The organism is Sphingomonas sp. BL-S-29, from assembly GCF_055521495.1.
Genome location: NZ_CM145482.1, coordinates 231,823 through 249,421 on the forward strand (window position 1 = coordinate 231,823; position 17,599 = coordinate 249,421).

Annotated in this window: 16 protein-coding genes; 4 read left to right on the forward strand and 12 right to left on the reverse strand. The window is 63.9% G+C overall.

The window, feature by feature from the left end; all coding sequences use genetic code 11:
• Nucleotides 1–62: 62 nt before the first annotated feature.
• The 6 genes from ACZ1I2_RS01070 to ACZ1I2_RS01095 are packed head-to-tail and all read right to left on the reverse strand — an operon-like array spanning nucleotide 63 to nucleotide 10,805.
• Nucleotides 63–1,868 carry a hypothetical protein gene (locus tag ACZ1I2_RS01070; RefSeq protein WP_465175412.1) on the reverse strand — a complete coding sequence of 602 codons (1,806 nt, stop codon included), beginning with the start codon at nucleotides 1,866–1,868 and terminating at the stop codon, nucleotides 63–65.
• Nucleotides 1,869–1,896: 28 nt separating this feature from the next.
• A complete protein-coding gene (locus tag ACZ1I2_RS01075; RefSeq protein ID WP_465175411.1) occupies nucleotides 1,897–3,939 on the reverse strand; it encodes an AIPR family protein in 2,043 nt (680 codons plus the stop codon).
• A complete protein-coding gene (locus ACZ1I2_RS01080) occupies nucleotides 3,932–4,945 on the reverse strand; it encodes a PD-(D/E)XK motif protein (RefSeq protein WP_465175410.1) in 1,014 nt (337 codons plus the stop codon). The genes ACZ1I2_RS01075 and ACZ1I2_RS01080 overlap by 8 nt, the downstream gene beginning before the upstream one ends.
• Nucleotides 4,942–7,647: a Z1 domain-containing protein gene (locus ACZ1I2_RS01085; protein ID WP_465175409.1), complete on the reverse strand. Its 2,706-nt coding sequence runs from the start codon at nucleotides 7,645–7,647 to the stop codon at nucleotides 4,942–4,944. The genes ACZ1I2_RS01080 and ACZ1I2_RS01085 overlap by 4 nt, the downstream gene beginning before the upstream one ends.
• Nucleotides 7,648–7,696: 49 nt before the next feature.
• Complete coding sequence (locus ACZ1I2_RS01090; protein WP_465175408.1) at nucleotides 7,697–9,205, reverse strand: ATP-binding protein; 1,509 nt, start codon at nucleotides 9,203–9,205, stop codon at nucleotides 7,697–7,699.
• A complete protein-coding gene (locus tag ACZ1I2_RS01095; RefSeq protein ID WP_465175407.1) occupies nucleotides 9,195–10,805 on the reverse strand; it encodes a DNA cytosine methyltransferase in 1,611 nt (536 codons plus the stop codon). The genes ACZ1I2_RS01090 and ACZ1I2_RS01095 overlap by 11 nt, the downstream gene beginning before the upstream one ends.
• 112 nt (nucleotides 10,806–10,917) lie before the next feature.
• Here ACZ1I2_RS01095 and ACZ1I2_RS01100 point away from each other — a divergent pair, with 112 nt between their 5' ends.
• On the forward strand, nucleotides 10,918–11,364 hold the full coding sequence (locus tag ACZ1I2_RS01100; protein ID WP_465181553.1) for a very short patch repair endonuclease: 447 nt from the start codon (nucleotides 10,918–10,920) through the stop codon (nucleotides 11,362–11,364).
• A 3-nt stretch (nucleotides 11,365–11,367) separates the two neighbouring features.
• Here ACZ1I2_RS01100 and rlxS read toward each other — a convergent pair whose 3' ends face one another.
• The 6 genes from rlxS to ACZ1I2_RS01130 all read right to left on the reverse strand — a co-directional run bounded on the left by rlxS (nucleotide 11,368) and on the right by ACZ1I2_RS01130 (nucleotide 16,207).
• Nucleotides 11,368–13,344, reverse strand: coding sequence for a relaxase/mobilization nuclease RlxS (gene rlxS / locus ACZ1I2_RS01105; RefSeq protein ID WP_465175405.1), 1,977 nt, complete (start codon nucleotides 13,342–13,344; stop codon nucleotides 11,368–11,370).
• Nucleotides 13,345–13,596: 252 nt separating this feature from the next.
• Nucleotides 13,597–13,965 (reverse strand): hypothetical protein, encoded by a 369-nt coding sequence (locus ACZ1I2_RS01110; protein ID WP_465181554.1) that lies wholly within the window; start codon nucleotides 13,963–13,965, stop codon nucleotides 13,597–13,599.
• A 206-nt stretch (nucleotides 13,966–14,171) separates the two neighbouring features.
• Entirely contained in the window at nucleotides 14,172–14,777 is a 606-nt protein-coding gene (locus ACZ1I2_RS01115) for a lytic transglycosylase domain-containing protein (RefSeq protein ID WP_465175403.1), read from the reverse strand.
• Nucleotides 14,765–15,349: a S26 family signal peptidase gene (locus ACZ1I2_RS01120; RefSeq protein WP_465175402.1), complete on the reverse strand. Its 585-nt coding sequence runs from the start codon at nucleotides 15,347–15,349 to the stop codon at nucleotides 14,765–14,767. The genes ACZ1I2_RS01115 and ACZ1I2_RS01120 overlap by 13 nt, the downstream gene beginning before the upstream one ends.
• Nucleotides 15,342–15,575, reverse strand: coding sequence for a helix-turn-helix domain-containing protein (locus tag ACZ1I2_RS01125; RefSeq protein ID WP_465175401.1), 234 nt, complete (start codon nucleotides 15,573–15,575; stop codon nucleotides 15,342–15,344). Before ACZ1I2_RS01125 ends, ACZ1I2_RS01120 begins: the two co-directional genes overlap by 8 nt.
• Before the next feature lie 332 nt (nucleotides 15,576–15,907).
• Nucleotides 15,908–16,207 carry a DUF736 domain-containing protein gene (locus ACZ1I2_RS01130; protein WP_465175400.1) on the reverse strand — a complete coding sequence of 100 codons (300 nt, stop codon included), beginning with the start codon at nucleotides 16,205–16,207 and terminating at the stop codon, nucleotides 15,908–15,910.
• Between the two features lie 311 nt (nucleotides 16,208–16,518).
• On the opposite strand from ACZ1I2_RS01130, the gene ACZ1I2_RS01135 reads away from it, so the two are divergent.
• From ACZ1I2_RS01135 to ACZ1I2_RS01145, 3 genes are all read left to right on the forward strand, one after another.
• A complete protein-coding gene (locus ACZ1I2_RS01135; RefSeq protein WP_465175399.1) occupies nucleotides 16,519–16,935 on the forward strand; it encodes a thermonuclease family protein in 417 nt (138 codons plus the stop codon).
• A 71-nt stretch (nucleotides 16,936–17,006) separates the two neighbouring features.
• Nucleotides 17,007–17,222 carry a hypothetical protein gene (locus ACZ1I2_RS01140; RefSeq protein ID WP_465175398.1) on the forward strand — a complete coding sequence of 72 codons (216 nt, stop codon included), beginning with the start codon at nucleotides 17,007–17,009 and terminating at the stop codon, nucleotides 17,220–17,222.
• A gap of 57 nt (nucleotides 17,223–17,279) precedes the next feature.
• Nucleotides 17,280–17,492, forward strand: coding sequence for a DUF6771 family protein (locus tag ACZ1I2_RS01145; protein WP_465175397.1), 213 nt, complete (start codon nucleotides 17,280–17,282; stop codon nucleotides 17,490–17,492).
• Nucleotides 17,493–17,599: the final 107 nt, after the last annotated feature.

The window sequence follows — 17,599 nt, forward strand, 5'->3', positions numbered from 1 at the left end:
CCCGCGTGGGAATCAGTCCCTGCGAGCCTCGGGCCTAAAGTTGCCGATCAAGTCCGTCTTGCTCAGATGCTGTCCGGTGTCTCCGGGGACGTTTCTGGTGAATCTGAGCTGCCAGACTGGCTGCCGGGCGTTGCGACCGCGTCAGCCTGCTCCTGCTCGATCGTGAACCTCATGTCGTCGATGACCCACAGGCTTCGCGGTTCTTCGAGATGCTCCTGACTGCCGCCCGCTTCCTGGCTGAGCTTCATCATCCGCAGAATGTCAGCCAGACGCGGTTCGGCCGTCTCCTGCCTTGCCAGCAAGGTCGCATTGAAGAACTGGTTCCAGTTGGCGAAAGCCACGTCGTTGTCGGCTTCGACTTCCTTCAACGGGAAACTGTAGTGCCTGGTCAGGACCACGCGGAACGTAGTCGCGGTGGGAAAGGCCTTACTGAGCTGAAGGCTTGCTCGAATCCCGGGTTCACCGACGGTCGACACCCACTTCGCGACCGATGTTAGCCAGCGCTGTACCTGCTCCTTCAGCCGTGTGGCCCGGAGATGTCCGGAATGGACATCCATCCCATAGATGTCCTGGTGCTTGAGCTGGACTAGCAGGATCGATCCCGTCGTGGGCTCGATGACGACGAGGTCGATATCGGTCAGGAGCTTGCCGTCGAGCCTGATGTTGACGTTCGCCCGGTACTGGAGACCCGGACAGACATCATCGAAAATGCGCTTGGCAGCAGCCTGCATCGCCCGCTCGCGCGTCCGCTGATGCTGATCATATTCGCGGGGAAAATGATGGCGCAGGGAATCGAGGAGAAACTGCATCGGACTCGTGTGCGCCCCGGTCTGGCAGCGAATGACATCGTGTTCCGAACACTGGATCAGCAGCGGAAGCGCACAACCTGGCCGATCGAGCAGGCCGGTGCTGGAACGACCTATTGAAAGGACGGAAAATATCAGTCGTGCCTCGTCGAGGGTCGTCTCCTCGAATCCTTCGAGCACGCCGCCGAAATAGTTGATCGCCTCGCACATGTCGGAGACGAAGGGCGCGGTCTCGGCAGAGACGGTAAGAATATTTTCCAGGCGGACACCGACGTCCTTCGCCGCCAGCGCTTCGGCGAACTGTTCATGCCGGATCGCCATGGAAATGAGGAAGGTCAGGGCCAACTTGTACTTCTGAAACGCGATGCCGCCGAAACGGATCGAATGGTGGAACGCATCATAGCCGTCTGCGGCGCTCAGCCGGTGGGCTGCAATGCCGAAGAAGTAGCTGTCGAGCGTCGGATGCGCGTCGTATCCGATGAAATGTGTCATGAACGGGTAGACGAGTTCGGACAGAAGGGCGCGGGACTCGTCTGCCATCTCCTGTCCGAGCCTAGATTCCATCGTTCGCGCGAGTTCCTCGTTGGCGATAGCTCTGTAGTGCTCGGCCACCGAGCGTTCCTGGGCCTCATCGTCGGGCAATGAAGCGGGGAGCGTGATCGCGAAGCTTCGCTCTCCCAGCTTCTCGACCGAGCCGATCCCAGTCATCGCGGTCTGGGCAACCCGGCGCCCATGTTCGATCATTCCCAGCCCGCCGGCGATCTCGAGAATCGGGATGGATATGCCCGAATCCCGCACATAGGAGACCGTCGGCACATCGAATGCTGGCCGGGCTTCGAGGGCCAGCTTGATAAGACGCGAAAGTCCGATGTGCAGTAGATAGTACTGTTCATGCTGCTCGCCGGTCGGTTCAGCCTCGCCCGAAAGGTTGTAATAGTACCAGTCGAGCTCGTTCACAGCCGCGCGGAGCATGATACCGAGATTGTCCGTCGCCAGAACAGGAGTGAACTTTCGTTCCTGCTCGTTCAACGCCTCGAAGAAGTCGTTCAGCGCCGTTGTCATGGCAGGCCTCTGACCGCTTGCCGGACGCTCATCCTCGAAAGCCGAGCGACCGGGCCTCCTCGATTATCTTCTCGCCGTGCACGGCCTGTTTTCGCGTCGGCTTCTTCCCCGCTCCAGCAAGGCGCCCGAGGCTGAAGGAGAGCGATCGCTGCCACGGCTGGAGTGTCTGCGTGTCCTTTGCCCACGCCGCCAGATCGAACCACGTCTGTGCGGCTACCTCGGCGACGCGATCGACCTGCTGGCTCTCGGCCTCGCTGGTCTGTTCCTCGAGCACGCTTGTCGATCCCGCAGAATGTGCTCGATCTCTCGAAAGCAGGCCCGCCTCGACGTCCGCAGGAATCTCGACCGATATCTGTCGAAACCCTTCCCAGCATGCTTCCTTCTTGCTCCACTCGCCGACATCCTGGTTGCCCGGTGCCGCCGTCAGATACTCCTGGGCATGAACGCTCAGTATCTCGATGAACGCCGCGAGCGCGGGGGAGATGGACTGTGCGGACCATATCGCATCCAGGTCCACCCGCTTGGCGGTATGATGAGACAGCCAGGCCAGCAGGTAGGTCACGATCTGTGCCCGGTGCCCGCCGAGCTTCTGGCGGGAAACGATCTTCTCGGCCTGTTTGAACAGGATCGCGCGAGCGACGCACCGCTCGAAATATCGCTCGTCGGGCTCGAACGCCCCGCGCTGGTCGAGCGCGAACATGAAGTCCAGGTAGTTCTTCTGGCCATGCCTGCTGACGATGTGTGGCAGCTGCGACCATGTCTGTTCAAATTTGGCGAGATCTGTCTTCGTGATGAGCTGGTTGCGCGGGTGGATAAGCTCCCACTTGCGCCGCTCGGCCTCGGTCGGATTCTCGGCAAGGGCATCGTGATACTGACCCCTTGCACGTTCGTAGAACCAGCGGGTCTGGCGCTGCATCCCGCTGAGCGGCGGAGCCCAGATCGATCGGGACAGTTCCTGCATCTTTCGATGAAACGGATGGTTCGACGAGAAGTCGGCCATGTTGACCTTGTTCTGATTGTTCGCCGACTGGGAGATGCGCGGGGCGATCTCCTCGACGTCACCATCACTCAGAATCTCGGTGATCTTGACCGGAACCTGGAGGAGGCTCGCATCGACCTTGTCCTTTCGCCAGGCCCGAAAGATCGAGCCGGTCGTCTGGCCGCCGTTCACGATCTGGAAGTCGTCAGCGGACAGAAGGTCGGCCGTGCCGTCACCATGATCCACGATCTTCAATCCGGTCGCTGTGACGGAAAGACCGTTGTTGAAAGCGAGGAACATCTGGGGCTCCTCGATGATCGTCTTGCGAATCCCCTGATTCACCTTGCCCTTGAGCTGCAGAAAGCTCCGGACGTTCCGTTCGAGCAGTCTCGGCCCGTGCAGCCGATACATTTCCACCAGCAGATTGCCGGGAAGCACGGCCATCAGGCAGCGATATCCGCTTCCGGGCGGGCTCGCGACGAGACAGCGGACAGCACCGCCGAGCTTGGGGAAATCGACGTGGATGGGTTCGCGACTGGCTCCGCTTGAGACCGCCCGGTGAAGTCGGCGAAGATCCCAGAGATGACTTGAGACTTCGATCGGGCCGATCATGAAGCTCTCGATCTGGTCGATGGTCGCGAGCCCGTCGGTGATGACGAAGAGCCGCACATGACTGAGATCGCTGCGGGCCTCCCACACGGCCCGTGTCATGTCGTAGCCCTTGAGGGCCTCCTCCCGCTCCTTGTGCAGCCCGCCGAGCGCCTTTTCCAGATAGGTGCCGACACGTCGGAACGCCGCATCGATATCCGCCTTTGGTACCGTGCTCGCGGTCCCGTCGAGCCGCGGCACGACAAGGAACAGGTCGAGCCGATCATTGTCCTCGGAGAGGAAATATCCCGAGCAGCGAATGCCACGCCCCTCGACCGGACATGGGATGCCGTCGTCGATCTCGCCGGCATCGGCCAGGTGCTCGAACATCAGTTCGGCGAAGGCTTCGGCGCGCATCGCGCCATCCTCCGCGGCGTCGGCGCGCGCGATCACGTCCTGAAGGATGTTTACGGCGAAGGTCTGGAGATCGTCGATTTCAGCCATCTGCGACCTCCAGAAGAGCCGCTGCGTCGGCGGCGGAGATTTCGAACGGGCCGAGATCGTCTGCGATGATCGAATATTGGATGTCACCGACACCCGGCGGCAGGTTCGCCTCCGTCAGCCGCGGAAATTCGCCTTCGACGCGGAAGTAGCGTGACGAGGACAGACGCCACCGATTCGGAAGATAGATCGGCGCATGGACATCGAGATAGCTGCCGAGCATCAGCCGATCATCGAACAACCGCGAGGCGGCCGGATCGCTCGCAAGCAGCTGCCTGAGGCGGGCGACGACGACCGGCAGCGATTCTCCGAGACTGGCGCTTTCGTCCAGCCTTAGATGAGCCAGGACCAGCGAGCTGTGCGGACGCTCGTCGAGCTGCTTCTCGTTTGCGATGATGATGCGCGCGTGTCGCTTGGCGAGGCTTGTCTTCACCTCGACCGCGGCACCGCCGTGAATGAAATCCTGGTGTGCCGGGTCCGGTCCCACCCACGCTGTCACGGCCGCCAGCGCATCCAGCCGCGGCAGCAGGAGCGTTTCAAGGACCAGAAGTTCTCCGAACATTCCTCGCTGCTGTTCGTCCGAGAGGCCTTCGGCGGGTACGCGCTCGAACAGACCCTGCCAGAGGCACAGGCGATCGATGCACCTTCGAAGGGCAGCCGCAACGGTTGTCTCCCCGATGGCGGCGTCGATGAGGTCCGCCGAAAGCACGGCGAAGATGTCGAGCAGCCGATCGTCTTCGAGCATCACGCGGAGGACCGTGCGCTCGTTCGGTGTCGCGATTACCTCGTGGACGGTGCGAACGCCCCGACAGGCCGGGATGCGATCTCCCGCCGGACGATACGCTCCATCGCCTTCGATGAGCAGGCCCGGGCGCCCGCTAGGCCAGAAGAGGCACGCAAAGACATCCGCCGCAGCCTCGGTGTCGAGGCGCACACGCTGCACTCCGCTGGGTTGAGCCGGCTCCTCGCCAAGGCTCCGCCATGCCTCGATCATGCGCTCGGGCGTCATTCGAAGAGGCTTTCCAGCTGCTTCACACTGTTCTCGGCATAATCGACGAGCGGGGCGTCGTCGTCGAAGGGAAAGCTCACGGCGAAACCCATCAACGGGAGATCATTCGGCAGGCCCGCGTCGATGGGATAGATGATGAGCAGGCCTCGGTTCGGACTTCGCTGCCGGCGAATGAACGGTCCGCTGGCGGTCTGAGGTCGATCCCGCTTGGGTTCCGGCTTCTTTTCCCATGCGGCCACGGTCTGTTCCATGGCTCTTGTCAGCGCAGCGCGATCGAGATCAACGGATTCGTCGGCCGGGCTGACGAGACGGCCGATCGTGATCTTTCCGTCCTGCTTGTCGGGCTCGCGATCGGTCAGGGTCACGGTGTACGGACCGACCTTCCGGGAGACCTTCGATCGCCCGTTGCCTGCAAGCACCACGGTCCATTTCCCCAGTCGACCCGCCGTCACCCGGTTCGACACGTATTCTGCGAGGGCGCGGGCATTCGCCTTCCATGAGTCCCGGGAGGTTTCGATCTGACGAAGAAGCGTTACGACATCGCTCCCATCGACATCGTCCCACTGCTGGCGACCTTGGCCCTCCTGCTTCGGCAACCGGTCCAGGAAATCGGAAAAGGCGTTGAAGTTGGGCTGCACGTGCGCCTGCTCGAAGGACACGGTTTCCGAGATCGTTCCCGAAAACCCTGCCCGAACGCGTGAGCCGGCGCGCATCTTGTTCGCCGCAGTAATCAGAAGGCCGTCTGGATGGGTTCGGACGCGGTGGCCAAACTGGAGCGGCGTCTGTCCGGTGTTGAAGGCTAGGTCGAACTCCTCGCGCAGCTCCGCCGTGGCCGTCGCGATGTGCCTGTACCAGCGGACGAGGGTCGGCGAGGTGTAGAGCCTGCAGAGGTCGGCGTACCTGGGCCGATAGCCGAACCAGCGGCCCATCTGCATCAGCGTATCGTACATCTTGGACGTGCGGATGAAGTAGCTGATCGACAGGCCCTCGAGCGTGAGGCCTCGCGAGAGCTTGTCACCGCCGATCGCGATCACCGACAGGCCGCCGGGGTGATCGGCATAGTCGAGGGCGTCCTTCGCCGAGCCGTTGACGCGGCGGACTCGAATCCGGGTTGCCGCATCGAACAGCTGCTTCTTCACGTCCTTCCACTCCACCGGCGGCAGATCGTGATCCGAAAGCGCCGCCTGAAGAATTTCCGACTTCGCGGCGAATTCCTTCCTCCACAGTGCCTGAAGATCGGCAAGGGCCGTTCCCCCGGTGCCGGGAAATTCCAGCTGCCGCACGACATCGACAAGATGGTCGTCGACGAGGCCAGCGACCTTGTCCTGCACGGCGACGAGCCGGGTGACATGGACCAGCATGGAATTGTCCACATTGACGTCACCGCGCACGCGCCGTGCGGCGCACACGAGGATGAAGGCGAGCATCGCCTCCTTGAGGGAGTCCGGTAAGTCCGTAACCGGAAGGTCCATCTTGTGACCAGGCGGAAAGATCGCAGCCGCGTCAGTGATGCGACGGATGATGGGAAGGCCCTTTGCCTCGCCGTCAGCGCCGGGGCGATTGATGCCGAACACCTTCTCGGGACCAATGTAGTTTGACGGCGCCGGCAGGTTGATGATGAAACTGCGCGGGAAGAGATCCGGACCCGCGATCTTGTGTTTCGCCTCATGATGCATGAACACGTTCGCGAACGGCGTCGCCGTGTAGCCGACATAGGCGCTCTTCTCGAACGAGACGAGCAGCCGACGGATCAGGAGATTGGTCTTGGTCGGATCGGCGTCCTCGTCGATCGTACCGTCATCGTTGCGAAACTCGTTGGTATTGGCTGACGCATTGTCGGCCTCGTCGTCGATGACAAGCATGGGTACGTCGCGGACGATCTTGCCGCCGGGTGTCGTCGGATCATCCACGGCGCGAACCGACTGGACCCACGCGATCAGGTTCTCGAGGATGCTGACGCGCTTCTTCACGACGAGAATAATCGGATCCCGACCGCCCGGTATCAGGCGGGTGCCATTTGCGGTCGCGGCCTTGAAGTCACCTCCATCGGCGCTGCTGGTGAGGGAGTGGGCAACGAGAAACGGCGCGCTCGGCATCTTGCCGGCACCGATGCGCTGGTTTTCCTGGTCCTCCGCCAGAAGGCTCAACCTGGTGTCGAAGCCGAGGAAACCCTCGTCGAGGCGAAGCTGGGTCTGGCTTCGGAGGCTGTTGTGAACGCCCGCCAGCACGATGACGAGCGGGAAGCCGGCATCGACCGCCTTGCAGATGAGCCCGGTATAGTTGCCGGTCTTGCCGGATTGAACGTCGCCGACCACGAGGCCGCGCCGGTCCCAGCTTCCGGCCGTCTCAGGGTCCCGAAGTCGATCCAGAATGTCGTCCGTCATCCGGTCGAGCTGAACGAGCGGACCGGTGGCCCAGCCCTTGCCGCGATCCATCCAGTGGCGATATCGCTCCCAGAAGGCGAACGGATGCTTTTCCCTCGCGACCTTCACCCAGGCACTGAACTCCTTGTCGTCGATGATCGAGTAGCCGCTGACCAGAGTATTGTTCTTCGCTTCGAGCTTCCGGAGCAGCCGCGTGCGGTCGACATCGCGATAGGGCGGCATGGCGATCACCAGGTCGACTGTGCGCTCCAGCGCATCCTGCGTGATGCGGGTTTCAAGTTCGAGCAGCGAGTTCGCGGTGCCATAGGCACTGTTCAAGAGCTGTTCCGGTATTCCCCCCGCCATCACGTTTCCCCCAAGGTCTGTCTTATGGTTTGCCAGCTGCCGCGCGTGCAACTTCATCGAGAAAGGCCGTCACGATTTCCGGATGATTGTTGAACGGCTCCATGGCGAGCAATGCCCTGGCTGCCTCTGCCTTGTCGCGTCCGCCCTCAACCATTGCATCGAACACGGCTTCCATCGCCTTTTTAAGCTCCGAGGCTGCTCCCTCGAAGGGTTGCCCGAAGGCGTCAGGCGTCTCGGCATTGTTGATGACGATCAGGGGCGCGGGAATGGTCTGCTCGATCAGGCTGAAAAGCGCTTGGAGCGGCGCGCGCTCCTCAGCGCCATCGAGCACCTTGCGCACGAGCGGATGATCCCGGTTGATCTTGTAGAACGACTTTCCGTGCTTGGTCAGATGCGTCCACAGGAACGCCTCCTTGTCGCCGAGCTGCCGCTGAATGACCTTGCCGCGGTGCCGGTAGATGCTTGAAGCTCGGGCGCGGGCGGTCCGCGCAATGCGCTGCAGGTCGCGCCGAAGTGCCGCAGGCGGCCGCGCCCGCGACTTCTTCACGTCGATCTGCCACTGAAGGTCAGCGGAATTCGCAAGGTCGATGCGGATGCGCGCGAGCTTGAAATGCTCCTCCTTCTGCATTCCCAAGCCAAGCCAGTCGCCGGCCACCAGCAGGCGACGATTGCGATAGATGTAGAACCCCTGATGCGCGTTCCACCCCTTGGGTCCGGCTGCCGCCTGATGCTGATCGGCCGTAATCCTGCTGTGATGCGGGAGGATGAACGGCTTGACCTCGACCTTCTCGCCGTCGGCGACGAGCAGTTCGGCCGACTGGGGATCGGTGAAGTCGACGTCCTCCAGAAACGGATCCCACGGCTCGATTTCACGGCCGTTCATGTGGATCTTGATCGAGCCCCGGCCCTTGAGGAATCGATGGAACACCATCGACAGGTGGTGCTTCACGGCGTCGGCGCGCTCGCGAAAATGCTTCTGGGCAACCTCGTCGTCACTACCTGCACTGCCGACGAGGGTGTCGAGGCGATCCCAGAACAGGATCGTGCCGCTTTTCTGCGGAGCGAGCAGCGCATGATCTGCCGCGGTGAGAAGATTCATCTTCTTGAGCAGGCGCCACTCGCCGGTCCCGGTGTTCGCGATGTAGTCGAGATCCCAGCGACGCAGCGCTGGTTCCGATTCCTTGGTCTTGCTGAGCACGGTGAGGCAGCGACACTGCGAGATCGATGCCGTCTTCATGCCCAGACCGAACCTGCCGAGATCGTTGGCCGCCCGGTCCGCAAGAGGGCTGAGGCTTCCCGGCTTCATCGCTTGGCGAAGTGCGTCCTCCGTCATGCCCTTGCCGTCGTCGCGGATCAGGACCCGGGAGTCCTGACCATCCCACTGCATGTCGATCCAGATGTTTCTCGCTTCAGCGGATATGCTGTTGTCGATGATGTCGGCGAGAGCCGTGGGGAGGTCATAGCCGAAGGCCCGAAGGGATTCGAACAGCTCCGCCGCACCTGGACTGGCGATATCATAGTCAGCCGACACGGTTCAGCCTTCTGGTATCGGCTGCCGCATTCGCGGCGGCATCCCTTGCATTCAGGATGGTCCACAGTGCCTCGCCGATCCAGCGTGCGAGCAGGGGCGGCACCGCGTTGCCGACCTGAACATATTGCTGGGTCCGGTTGCCTTTGAAGAGATAGTTGTCAGGGAAGGTCTGCAACCGCGCAGCTTCGCGGACCGAAAGGCTCCGGCACTGCAGCGGATCGGGGTGAATGAAATAGTGCCCGTCCTTCGATATGTGACTTGTCACAGTGGTCGAGGGACCGCCTGAAAGCTGAACCCGGAACCTGTCGGCGAACTTTCCGGAATTCCAGTTCTCGTGTTCCGGTGCGAGCTCCTCCGGATAGTCCGATGCCTTTGGCGAACGCCCTGCGACCTCGGCAAAGACGGCGGCAAAGAAGTAGCGCGCCAGGTCGCTCGCCATGTGGCCCCGGGTTGCATGGTTGGGCAGCGTTTCGAGCCGAGGATCGGTTAGCCAATCGCGAAGGTCGGTCGGGCAGTCGGACGAGATGCCCACGCCGCGAGCTTCGCGGGCGGGAACGTCGTTCAATCCCTTGAAGGAGGCAAGGCATGCGGATGCCCGCTGAGTGAAAGCGATCTGCTCGTGATCAGGCAGGCCGGTGTCCATGTCAGCCACGAACGCCATCGCGACAGCAACGATCTGCTTCCACTCGTCCTTGCTGTCGATCCCGCGGCTAAGGCCGCTCCGCAGCTTCGGAACGCCGTCGAGAACATGGCCGACCGTGGCAGTCAGGTTGTGCCGGACCATAAGGTCCGCGAGTGAGGAGTCGGGCACGCCCTCGGCGAGGTCGGATCTGAGACCGACGACGATGACACGATGCCTGGCTTGGGGAACACCGAAGTCCTCCGCACGAACAATGAAATCGGACGCTGTCGGCTCGATCCTGCCGAGGTCGAGCTGGCGTCGCGATCTGGGATCGAGCGCAATCAGACGGTAGGATTCTCCGCCCTCGCGCTCACCGCGCAGGTCGCGGAGAACCTGATCGAAGATGCGGTTATGCCCGTCGACCGAGGACGATAGCATGCCCTTGACGTTCTCCATGACGAACGCCGCCGGCCTGAGCCTGTCGAGGATCCGGATATATTCTTGATAGAGGAAATGCCGACCGTCCTCGCTGGCAACATAGCCTTCCTTCCCCTGATTGCGGGCGCGGCCAACTAGCGAATATGCTTGACAAGGGGGGCCGCCGATCAGGATCACGTTCCCGCCACTTTCGGCCCGGATCTCGTCCAGCCTCGGGTTGAGTCGGATCTCGGGATCCTCGTCGCCCAGCTCCAGCTTCCAGGCTTCGTCGAGTGCGGCCGACCACTGTTCGGGGTAGAGCGCCGCCCAGTCAGGCTCGTCGCCTCCGTCGTTGATGTAACGATAGTATGCGTCAGGCAGGGCGCCGCCGAACTGGCGCAGAAAGCTGCGCAGCTGCAGCGTCGAATGTGCGGCAGATTCCTTTTCAATGGAGAGCGCGATGTGGAACGCTCGACCGCCATCGGCCCCAGGAACGCTTGAAAATCCCTCGGCCAGTCCCCCGGGACCTGCAAATATGTCAACGACCGAATATGTTGGCAAGAATCATGCGCTTTCGAACTCACAGGCAAAGGGCTGATGATTATCACCTCTGCAGCGAAATGACAGGCTCGGCACCATGGTGGATGTAGTTGATCGTGCGACACGATCACGGATGATGGCCGGTATTCGCGGAAGGGACACGAAACCGGAACTCGTCCTGCGACGGCTGCTCCACGGCGCCGGACTTCGATATCGTTTGCACGCGCGCGATCTACCGGGCCGGCCCGATATCGCCTTCCCGTCGAGGAGGGCGGCCATATTCGTGCATGGATGCTTCTGGCACCGCCACGAGGGCTGCCACTGGTGCAGCTCGCCCGCTTCGAACTCTGATTTCTGGAGCGCCAAATTCGCCCGAAATGTCGAGCGCGACGCCGAGGTTCAGGCCGCGTTTCATCTACTCGGCTGGCGGACCGCGAAGGTCTGGGAGTGCGCCCTTCGCGGGCAACAGATCGAAGCGACCGCCGCAGGCATTGTCGACTGGGTACGCAATGGCGTCGGAGACCTCGATACCGGGATCGTTCGCGTGCGCCGGAACACGTCGGTCGATGGCCAGACCTGACTATCAGGAAATCTGCGGCCCGCCTCGTCCGCGACCTAAGCTCCAGCTGACCCCGTCGCTGCGCATCACCCCCGCGACGGGCCGACCGATCTGGCGATCCAGCACCGGTCGCCACGGCACGAGGGTGAACTCCCGGCTCTTCTCCACGACCGCAAACCGGCCGCTGGCAAGATCAACGTGGCGTAGCAATCGCCCCTCGATGGCGTTTCCTGCGCGCATTTCGACGAACGGCTTGCCCAGTTCACCAGCCAGCTCATCGCCTGCACGAAGGAGCTCACGTCGCTGAAGCATCATGATCGCGTTGGCGCGAAGCCGTATGCGATCGCCGTCGACATCCGCAAGCTGCTGCTCGACCAGCCACTGCTGCCGGCCCGCCATGGCCGCACGGACCTCGCGCCCGAAGCCGGCGTCACGGATCGGCAGCGGAGACTGTGATGCCAGCTCTCGATCGACCCAGGTTGCCGCATCGGCTCCACGAAGCTGGTCCAGCGGTCGCGCCGACAGGGTCTCGACCTCGACCGGCTGGTCCCGATGACGGCGCGCCTCGTAGGCGGCGGCACGATCGACATGATCCTCCGCGATCGTCCAGGTCCCATCGGCCTCACGCTCGACGCCGGCGCCAGCCCGCCGCATCGCCTCAAGCCGCCGCACATGGGTTTCGGCAAACGCGTGCGTGGCCGAGGGGTCATGCCGCAGATGCAAATCAGTAGAGTATCGCCCGTCATTCGCCGCCGCCACCTCGGCAACGACCCGGTCGGCATCGCGAACCTCCAGACTTCGCGCCGACACCCGCACGATCGCGCCCTCCGGGATCGGTGCAACGGCATCGCCGCGCCCGATATCGACGTAATGGGCATGCCCATCGACGCCATCGACCAGCAGATAGTGGCGATCAAGGTGCTCGTCGGCGAGACCGCGCGCGATCACCCGGCCAACGACGGGTTCCGGATCGATTTCCCCAGCTCCGAACAGGCTCCGCCCGATCCACGGCCGCTGGAGGCTCCGGGCCGTCAGCTCGCGTTGCATCGTGCGGATGATGTCGCCCCGTTCGCCAAGCGTCCGAAGCGTCCCCTCCAGATCCTCGGCGAGCTGCCAGCGGCCACCGCCGACATTCTCGGCGAGCCCCATGCTCGCAAGCTTCTGCAACCGCCCGGACCGGAGCGATTGCTGGAAGGGGTCGCGATCGACCGATGTGACCAAGCGATTGGCGTCCATCGACCGGATCAGGCGCCGGTCGATCGCGGTCATCCGCTCCTCGCCGATATCATGCCGAAGCCGCGCCTCGATTTCCTGGTCGGTGCGAGGCCCAAGATCGAGCGTCACCAGCTCGGCCGCGCGCTCGCGAATGCCATGCGAGATATACTCGCGGGCGATGATCAGATTCTGGCCGGTGTCGTCGACGCCGCGCAGCATGATGTGCGTGTGCGGATGGGCGGTATTGAAGTGGTCGACCGCGACCCAGTCGAGCCTGGTGCCGAGATCGGCTTCCATCTGCGTCATCAGCCGTCGGACATAGGGCTTGAGATCGGGATATTCCGAGCCGTCCTCGGCCGAGACGATGAAGCGGAACTGGTGGCGGTCACCATCGCAGCGCTGGAGGAAGGCCTTGCCATCCGCCTTATCGTGCTCGGCGGAATAGAGTTCGCCCGGCGCGCCCTCGCGCGTGACGCCGTCCCGCTGGATATAGCGCAGATGCGCACGCGTGGCGGGCATGCCCTTGCTGCCGATGCGGACCAGGCGCGTCTTCACCACCGCGCGACGCGCGCGCGCGCCGCCGAACCGATCGCGGCTGGAAAGAAGACGTCCCATGCTCGCACCACGTCCGATCCGGCTGCCGTCGAACCGCCGGCTTCTGATCGCGCCTTTCTCGGCCGATCTGATCGCCGCGCCGACGACGCGGCCGAGGTATAGCCGGGCCTTCTTGCCGCTCCGCTGACGCTGCCGACCGAGCCGGGGCGTGAACTCGTCGTCCTCGCTCACCGACCGCCCCAAGTCTCGCAATTTTGCGGCGAAAACGGCGGATTTTCGCCATTCCTCACGAGCGTGTCTCGCGCGAAGCGCCGCCTGTCTCGTGAAAAAACGATGTGCAGACAATCGCTTAGCAATGCCCGCGAGGCATTGCCTTTCTCTTGCTTTCGCCTTCTTCCTTCTTCTCCCCACCCTCGGCTCAAAACAAAGGCCAGGACACGATGCCGACCCGGCACCGCGCCCCGGCCCGAAATGCGCAGCTCCTCATGCATCCGTGAACGCCGCCAATGCCTGCTTGCGCCGCCCAAACTCGCGCTTTCCCATCATCCCATGCGCGTTTCCATCGCCATCGACGATCATCACCGCGACGAACCATCTGCCATCCAGTCGCCCGAAAATCCGAACCCGATCCAGGTCTATTTCGTCATCGTCGGTGCTCTCATAGGTGCCGATCCAGCGCTCCTGCTCCCGCGCATCCCAGAGAAAATCACTCTCCTCGGCCTCCAGGAACCGATGCGCCAGAGCCTCCCCGACACCGTGGCCGAACTCGATTTCCAGCCCCGAAACCAGCGCCGCCATCACGCGATCCGACGCCACCGAAATGGGTTGAAACATGGTCATGATCATCTCCATCGCTTGCGTTCCCACCATCGAGAACACCGTGGAGAAGACGGGTGGCGGAGCGGCTGTCAGGGCCGCGGAGCGTAGCGGAGCGCCGCGAAGCGGACGTGGGGGGAACCGATTTTCGAAGAAAATTGGGGGGCACCCACGGGCCTTGATAGGCGCTCCGGCAGCCGTCATGCTGGGTCTGTCGAGACGAGCCCCTCCACCGCTCGCAATCATGGCACACCCTTCCGAACCGCGAACAACGATACCTGCTCACTGGGACTGGCGGTTTCGCCCTGGCCGGGATCGTCGCGCCGGACCACGAAAAGGGTGGGCGGAGGAGCAGCAACCTCGGCGCCCGGGGATGGCGCAACCACGCGGCCGACCGTTGCCAGATACGCGACCGTCTCGCCAGGCAGGCGGCGCTTTCCCGCAAGCCATTCGGCATAGGCACCGGGACCGGCATTGTAGGCACCGAACAGCCCGGGATAGCCGAAGCGGTCGTACATGAGCCGCAGATAGAAGGTGCCGGCCAGGATATTATCGCGCGGATCGTCCGGATTCAGGCCAAGCCCGAGGCGCGCGCGCATCGCCGCCCAGGTCGCGGGCATCAGCTGCATGAGGCCCATCGCGCCCGCGCGGCTGCGGATCGGTCGCCCGTTGAGGATGGTCAGGCCGTTGCTCTCGGCGCGCATGACCCGCTCGATCCAGCTGGTCGGAACGCCGAACCGGACCGATGCCTCGTCGATATAGGGCGCCCATCGCGCGACCTCGTCGGCGTGAGCGGGTGTCGCGACCACCATCAGGATCGTCGGCGCCAGTCGGGTCAGCGCGTCCATAGCGGCCGCGCCTTGCCGACGATCTGGGTACCATCGGTCACCCCGAAATAGCGCCCGTCGAACGATGCCGGACTGCTCGACATCAGCAGGAAGAACTGGTGGCCATGAAGGCGCACGCACCCGTTCCACCAGGGCAACGGACGGCCGTGCGGATCGGCAGAGAGGCGGGCGGCGGCCCATCTGCCATTGATGAAGATCTCCGGTCCAAGCGCACAGATCTCGTCGCCCGGCCCGGCCGCGACACGTTTGACCAGCGGCACATTGGCCGGGAGATAGCGGCGGCTGGCGGCCAGCATGCGCCACGGATCGGGCACGCGCGCGATGACCATGTCACCCGGATCGGCCTCGGCGCCCGGCATCACTGCGTAGAGGCCGATCGGCGCGCTGGCGCTGGAATTCCAGACGAGGCGTGGTGCCGGGGGAAAGGCTGCCGTCAGCCCCAGCACCGTGATGCCGGCGCCGATGATCGCGATGCGGCGACCGAGCTGGCGGCGCTTCGCGCGCTGTGCGCGGAGCTGATCGCCCCAGGCGAGAAGCGGCAGCTGGGGGCCGCGTTCGGTGCGCCTAGTCATGGACTTTCTCCCCGACCGCCTGCGCTTCGGACCAGGTGTCGAGATCGTCGATATGATATTGAACGAAGCGGCTGTGCAGCCGGAAGACCGGCCCCTTGCCGGCGCGCCGCAGCCGCTTCAGCAGCCGGCTGGAGAACTTCAGATAGGCGGCCGCCTGGTCCGTATTAAGGTAGGGGGAGCCGCGTTTCGCGCGGGTGGCGCGGGAGATGTCGTCGTCGCTGTCCATTCTGCCTGTCCGTGTCCGAAAGGGACGGCGATCTGCCGTCGCCGACACCGGGAATGGCGGGCGCGACACCGGCCGGGGAGTGTCGGAATCGCGACCCGCGTTTTCGACACACCCGCCGTCAAGAAGCGGGAATGCCCCGCGCGCCGGAGCGCGCGGGGCTCGCCTTCGCCGGTAAGAACGGTGTGGGTTATGCCGGGTGGCACGGGCCTGTCGGTCCCGTGCGACGGTAAGCTGACGGTGCAGACGCCCCCGCCTGCAAGGTCTCTCGCGAGCTATGGCAAATCCGGCTCACCGCTCGTGCCCCGCGCGCGGTGGCGCGCGGGGCATCCGGTTCAGCGCGACCAGATGAGCTTGTGCTCGCCGTTGTCGCCCTGGCTGAGCGTCGCGTAGATCGGCGCCGGGAACGACGGATCGTCGAGCTTGAGGCTCAGATATTCCGCGCCGGTCTCGCGCGCCGCCTTGGTCCAGGCCGCCCCGAACTCGACGCCGTTCGCGCTGACCCGGTGGTCGGGAGACTTGTCGTTGTCGCGCTCGCAGGGCCGGATGGTCGCCTTGACGCGAAGCGTCAGGGTCCGGATTTCGCCGGTGTAGACGCCGTTTTCGCCGCGGGTGAAGCTGCCGATCTGTGCCATGATAACCTCCTTCAAGTGATGCGATGCCGCCCGATGCGGCCTCGACAGGCGGTCGATCAGGCGGGCGGAGGCCGGTCCCGCACCGCAGGCCGCAGCAGAGCGGAGGACGGCCAAAGCCGGGCTTCTTGCCTCGCGAGGAAGGCGTGGAACACGCCGGGGAAGAAGGCCGGCGACGCCGTTGCGGGACCGGCGGACCCTGCCAGACCCGCCGAGAGAGAGGTCCGTTCAGGGCGGCAGCCGGGATGCGGGAGGTTTCGCGCAGTGCGCATGACGCTCGACAATCGGCCCCCGGCACCGCGATAATCGGGTCCGTGCTTCGTGCCCTTGCGCTCTCCGTCCTTGTCGCCGCGATGCTGACGACTCCGCCCGCCGGCGCGGCGGACCATGACGGTTCGGGCCGCATCGCCTGGGTCACGGACGGCGATACCTTCCGGCTGGAAAGCGGCGAGCGGATCAGGATCGCCGGTATCGACGCCCCGGAAACGCACCGCGACCAGGCCAGATGCGCCGGAGAGGTTGCGCTGGGATTGCGCGCGAAGGACCGCGCGACGACGCTGCTTGCGGGCCGGGACGTGACCTTTCGTCGCGTCGGCCGCAGCTACAGGCGGACCGTCGCCACCGTCGTTCTCGACGGCCACGACCTCGGGACCGAGCTGGTTCGGCTCGGGATCGCGACATGGTGGCCACGCGGAAAGCCCAAGCCGAACTGGTGCGACAGCGCGCGCTGATTTCGGATGCACTCAGGCGTGGTCAAAGCCTATGATGCGGCGACGTGCAGCGCCGAGAGGTTTATCGCACGATGAAGACGATCGAACGGGCGGCACGAGCGCTCTGCAAATTCGACGGCCATGCCGAGAACATCAAGTTCGAGGGCGCGCCGATGTGGCGGAGCTACGTGCCACAGGCTCGCGCGCTATTCGATGCGGTGCGGGCAAACGCGCCCGCCGGCGCTGACAGCGAGGTCTGGCAAGAGATGATCGAGGCCGCCCTTGCCGAGGGTGAAGGAGCGCGTTGAAGCGGGCGATATCGTCGCCTCTTGCAGGTTTGTTCCATTTTTGTTCTAATCGGCGACATGACCCGAGTCGATCACGAAACCCTTGGCACCATCGCCCGCGCGCTCGAGGATGCGCCGCTTGCCTATCGCCAGGGCCTCGCCGCCTTCACCCCGCATGAGCGATTGCGCGCCGTCGATGCGCTGGCCGGCTGGATCGGCGCGCGGCTGGCGCCGCCGCCCGCCTTCCACGATGGTCAACTCACGCTTCCAATCGACAACGGTCTCGTCTGAAAGATAAAAACCGCGCGCCGACGCCGGAACGGCGGAGGCGCGCGGCGGATTTTTCGGGGTCCGGGATGCGGGCGGGGTCGCCCCCGCCCGTCCCATTTTACGCCGCG

Coding starts and splice junctions, on each gene's coding strand:
- ACZ1I2_RS01070 (WP_465175412.1), bottom strand. CDS start 1,868: ATGACAACGGCGCTGAACGACTTCTTCGAGGCGTTGAACGAGCAGGAA.
- ACZ1I2_RS01075 (WP_465175411.1), bottom strand. CDS start 3,939: ATGGCTGAAATCGACGATCTCCAGACCTTCGCCGTAAACATCCTTCAG.
- ACZ1I2_RS01080 (WP_465175410.1), bottom strand. CDS start 4,945: ATGACGCCCGAGCGCATGATCGAGGCATGGCGGAGCCTTGGCGAGGAG.
- ACZ1I2_RS01100 (WP_465181553.1), top strand. CDS start 10,918: ATGATGGCCGGTATTCGCGGAAGGGACACGAAACCGGAACTCGTCCTG.
- ACZ1I2_RS01110 (WP_465181554.1), bottom strand. CDS start 13,965: ATGGAGATGATCATGACCATGTTTCAACCCATTTCGGTGGCGTCGGAT.
- ACZ1I2_RS01115 (WP_465175403.1), bottom strand. CDS start 14,777: ATGGACGCGCTGACCCGACTGGCGCCGACGATCCTGATGGTGGTCGCG.
- ACZ1I2_RS01120 (WP_465175402.1), bottom strand. CDS start 15,349: ATGACTAGGCGCACCGAACGCGGCCCCCAGCTGCCGCTTCTCGCCTGG.
- ACZ1I2_RS01125 (WP_465175401.1), bottom strand. CDS start 15,575: ATGGACAGCGACGACGACATCTCCCGCGCCACCCGCGCGAAACGCGGC.
- ACZ1I2_RS01130 (WP_465175400.1), bottom strand. CDS start 16,207: ATGGCACAGATCGGCAGCTTCACCCGCGGCGAAAACGGCGTCTACACC.
- ACZ1I2_RS01140 (WP_465175398.1), top strand. CDS start 17,007: ATGAAGACGATCGAACGGGCGGCACGAGCGCTCTGCAAATTCGACGGC.
- ACZ1I2_RS01145 (WP_465175397.1), top strand. CDS start 17,280: ATGACCCGAGTCGATCACGAAACCCTTGGCACCATCGCCCGCGCGCTC.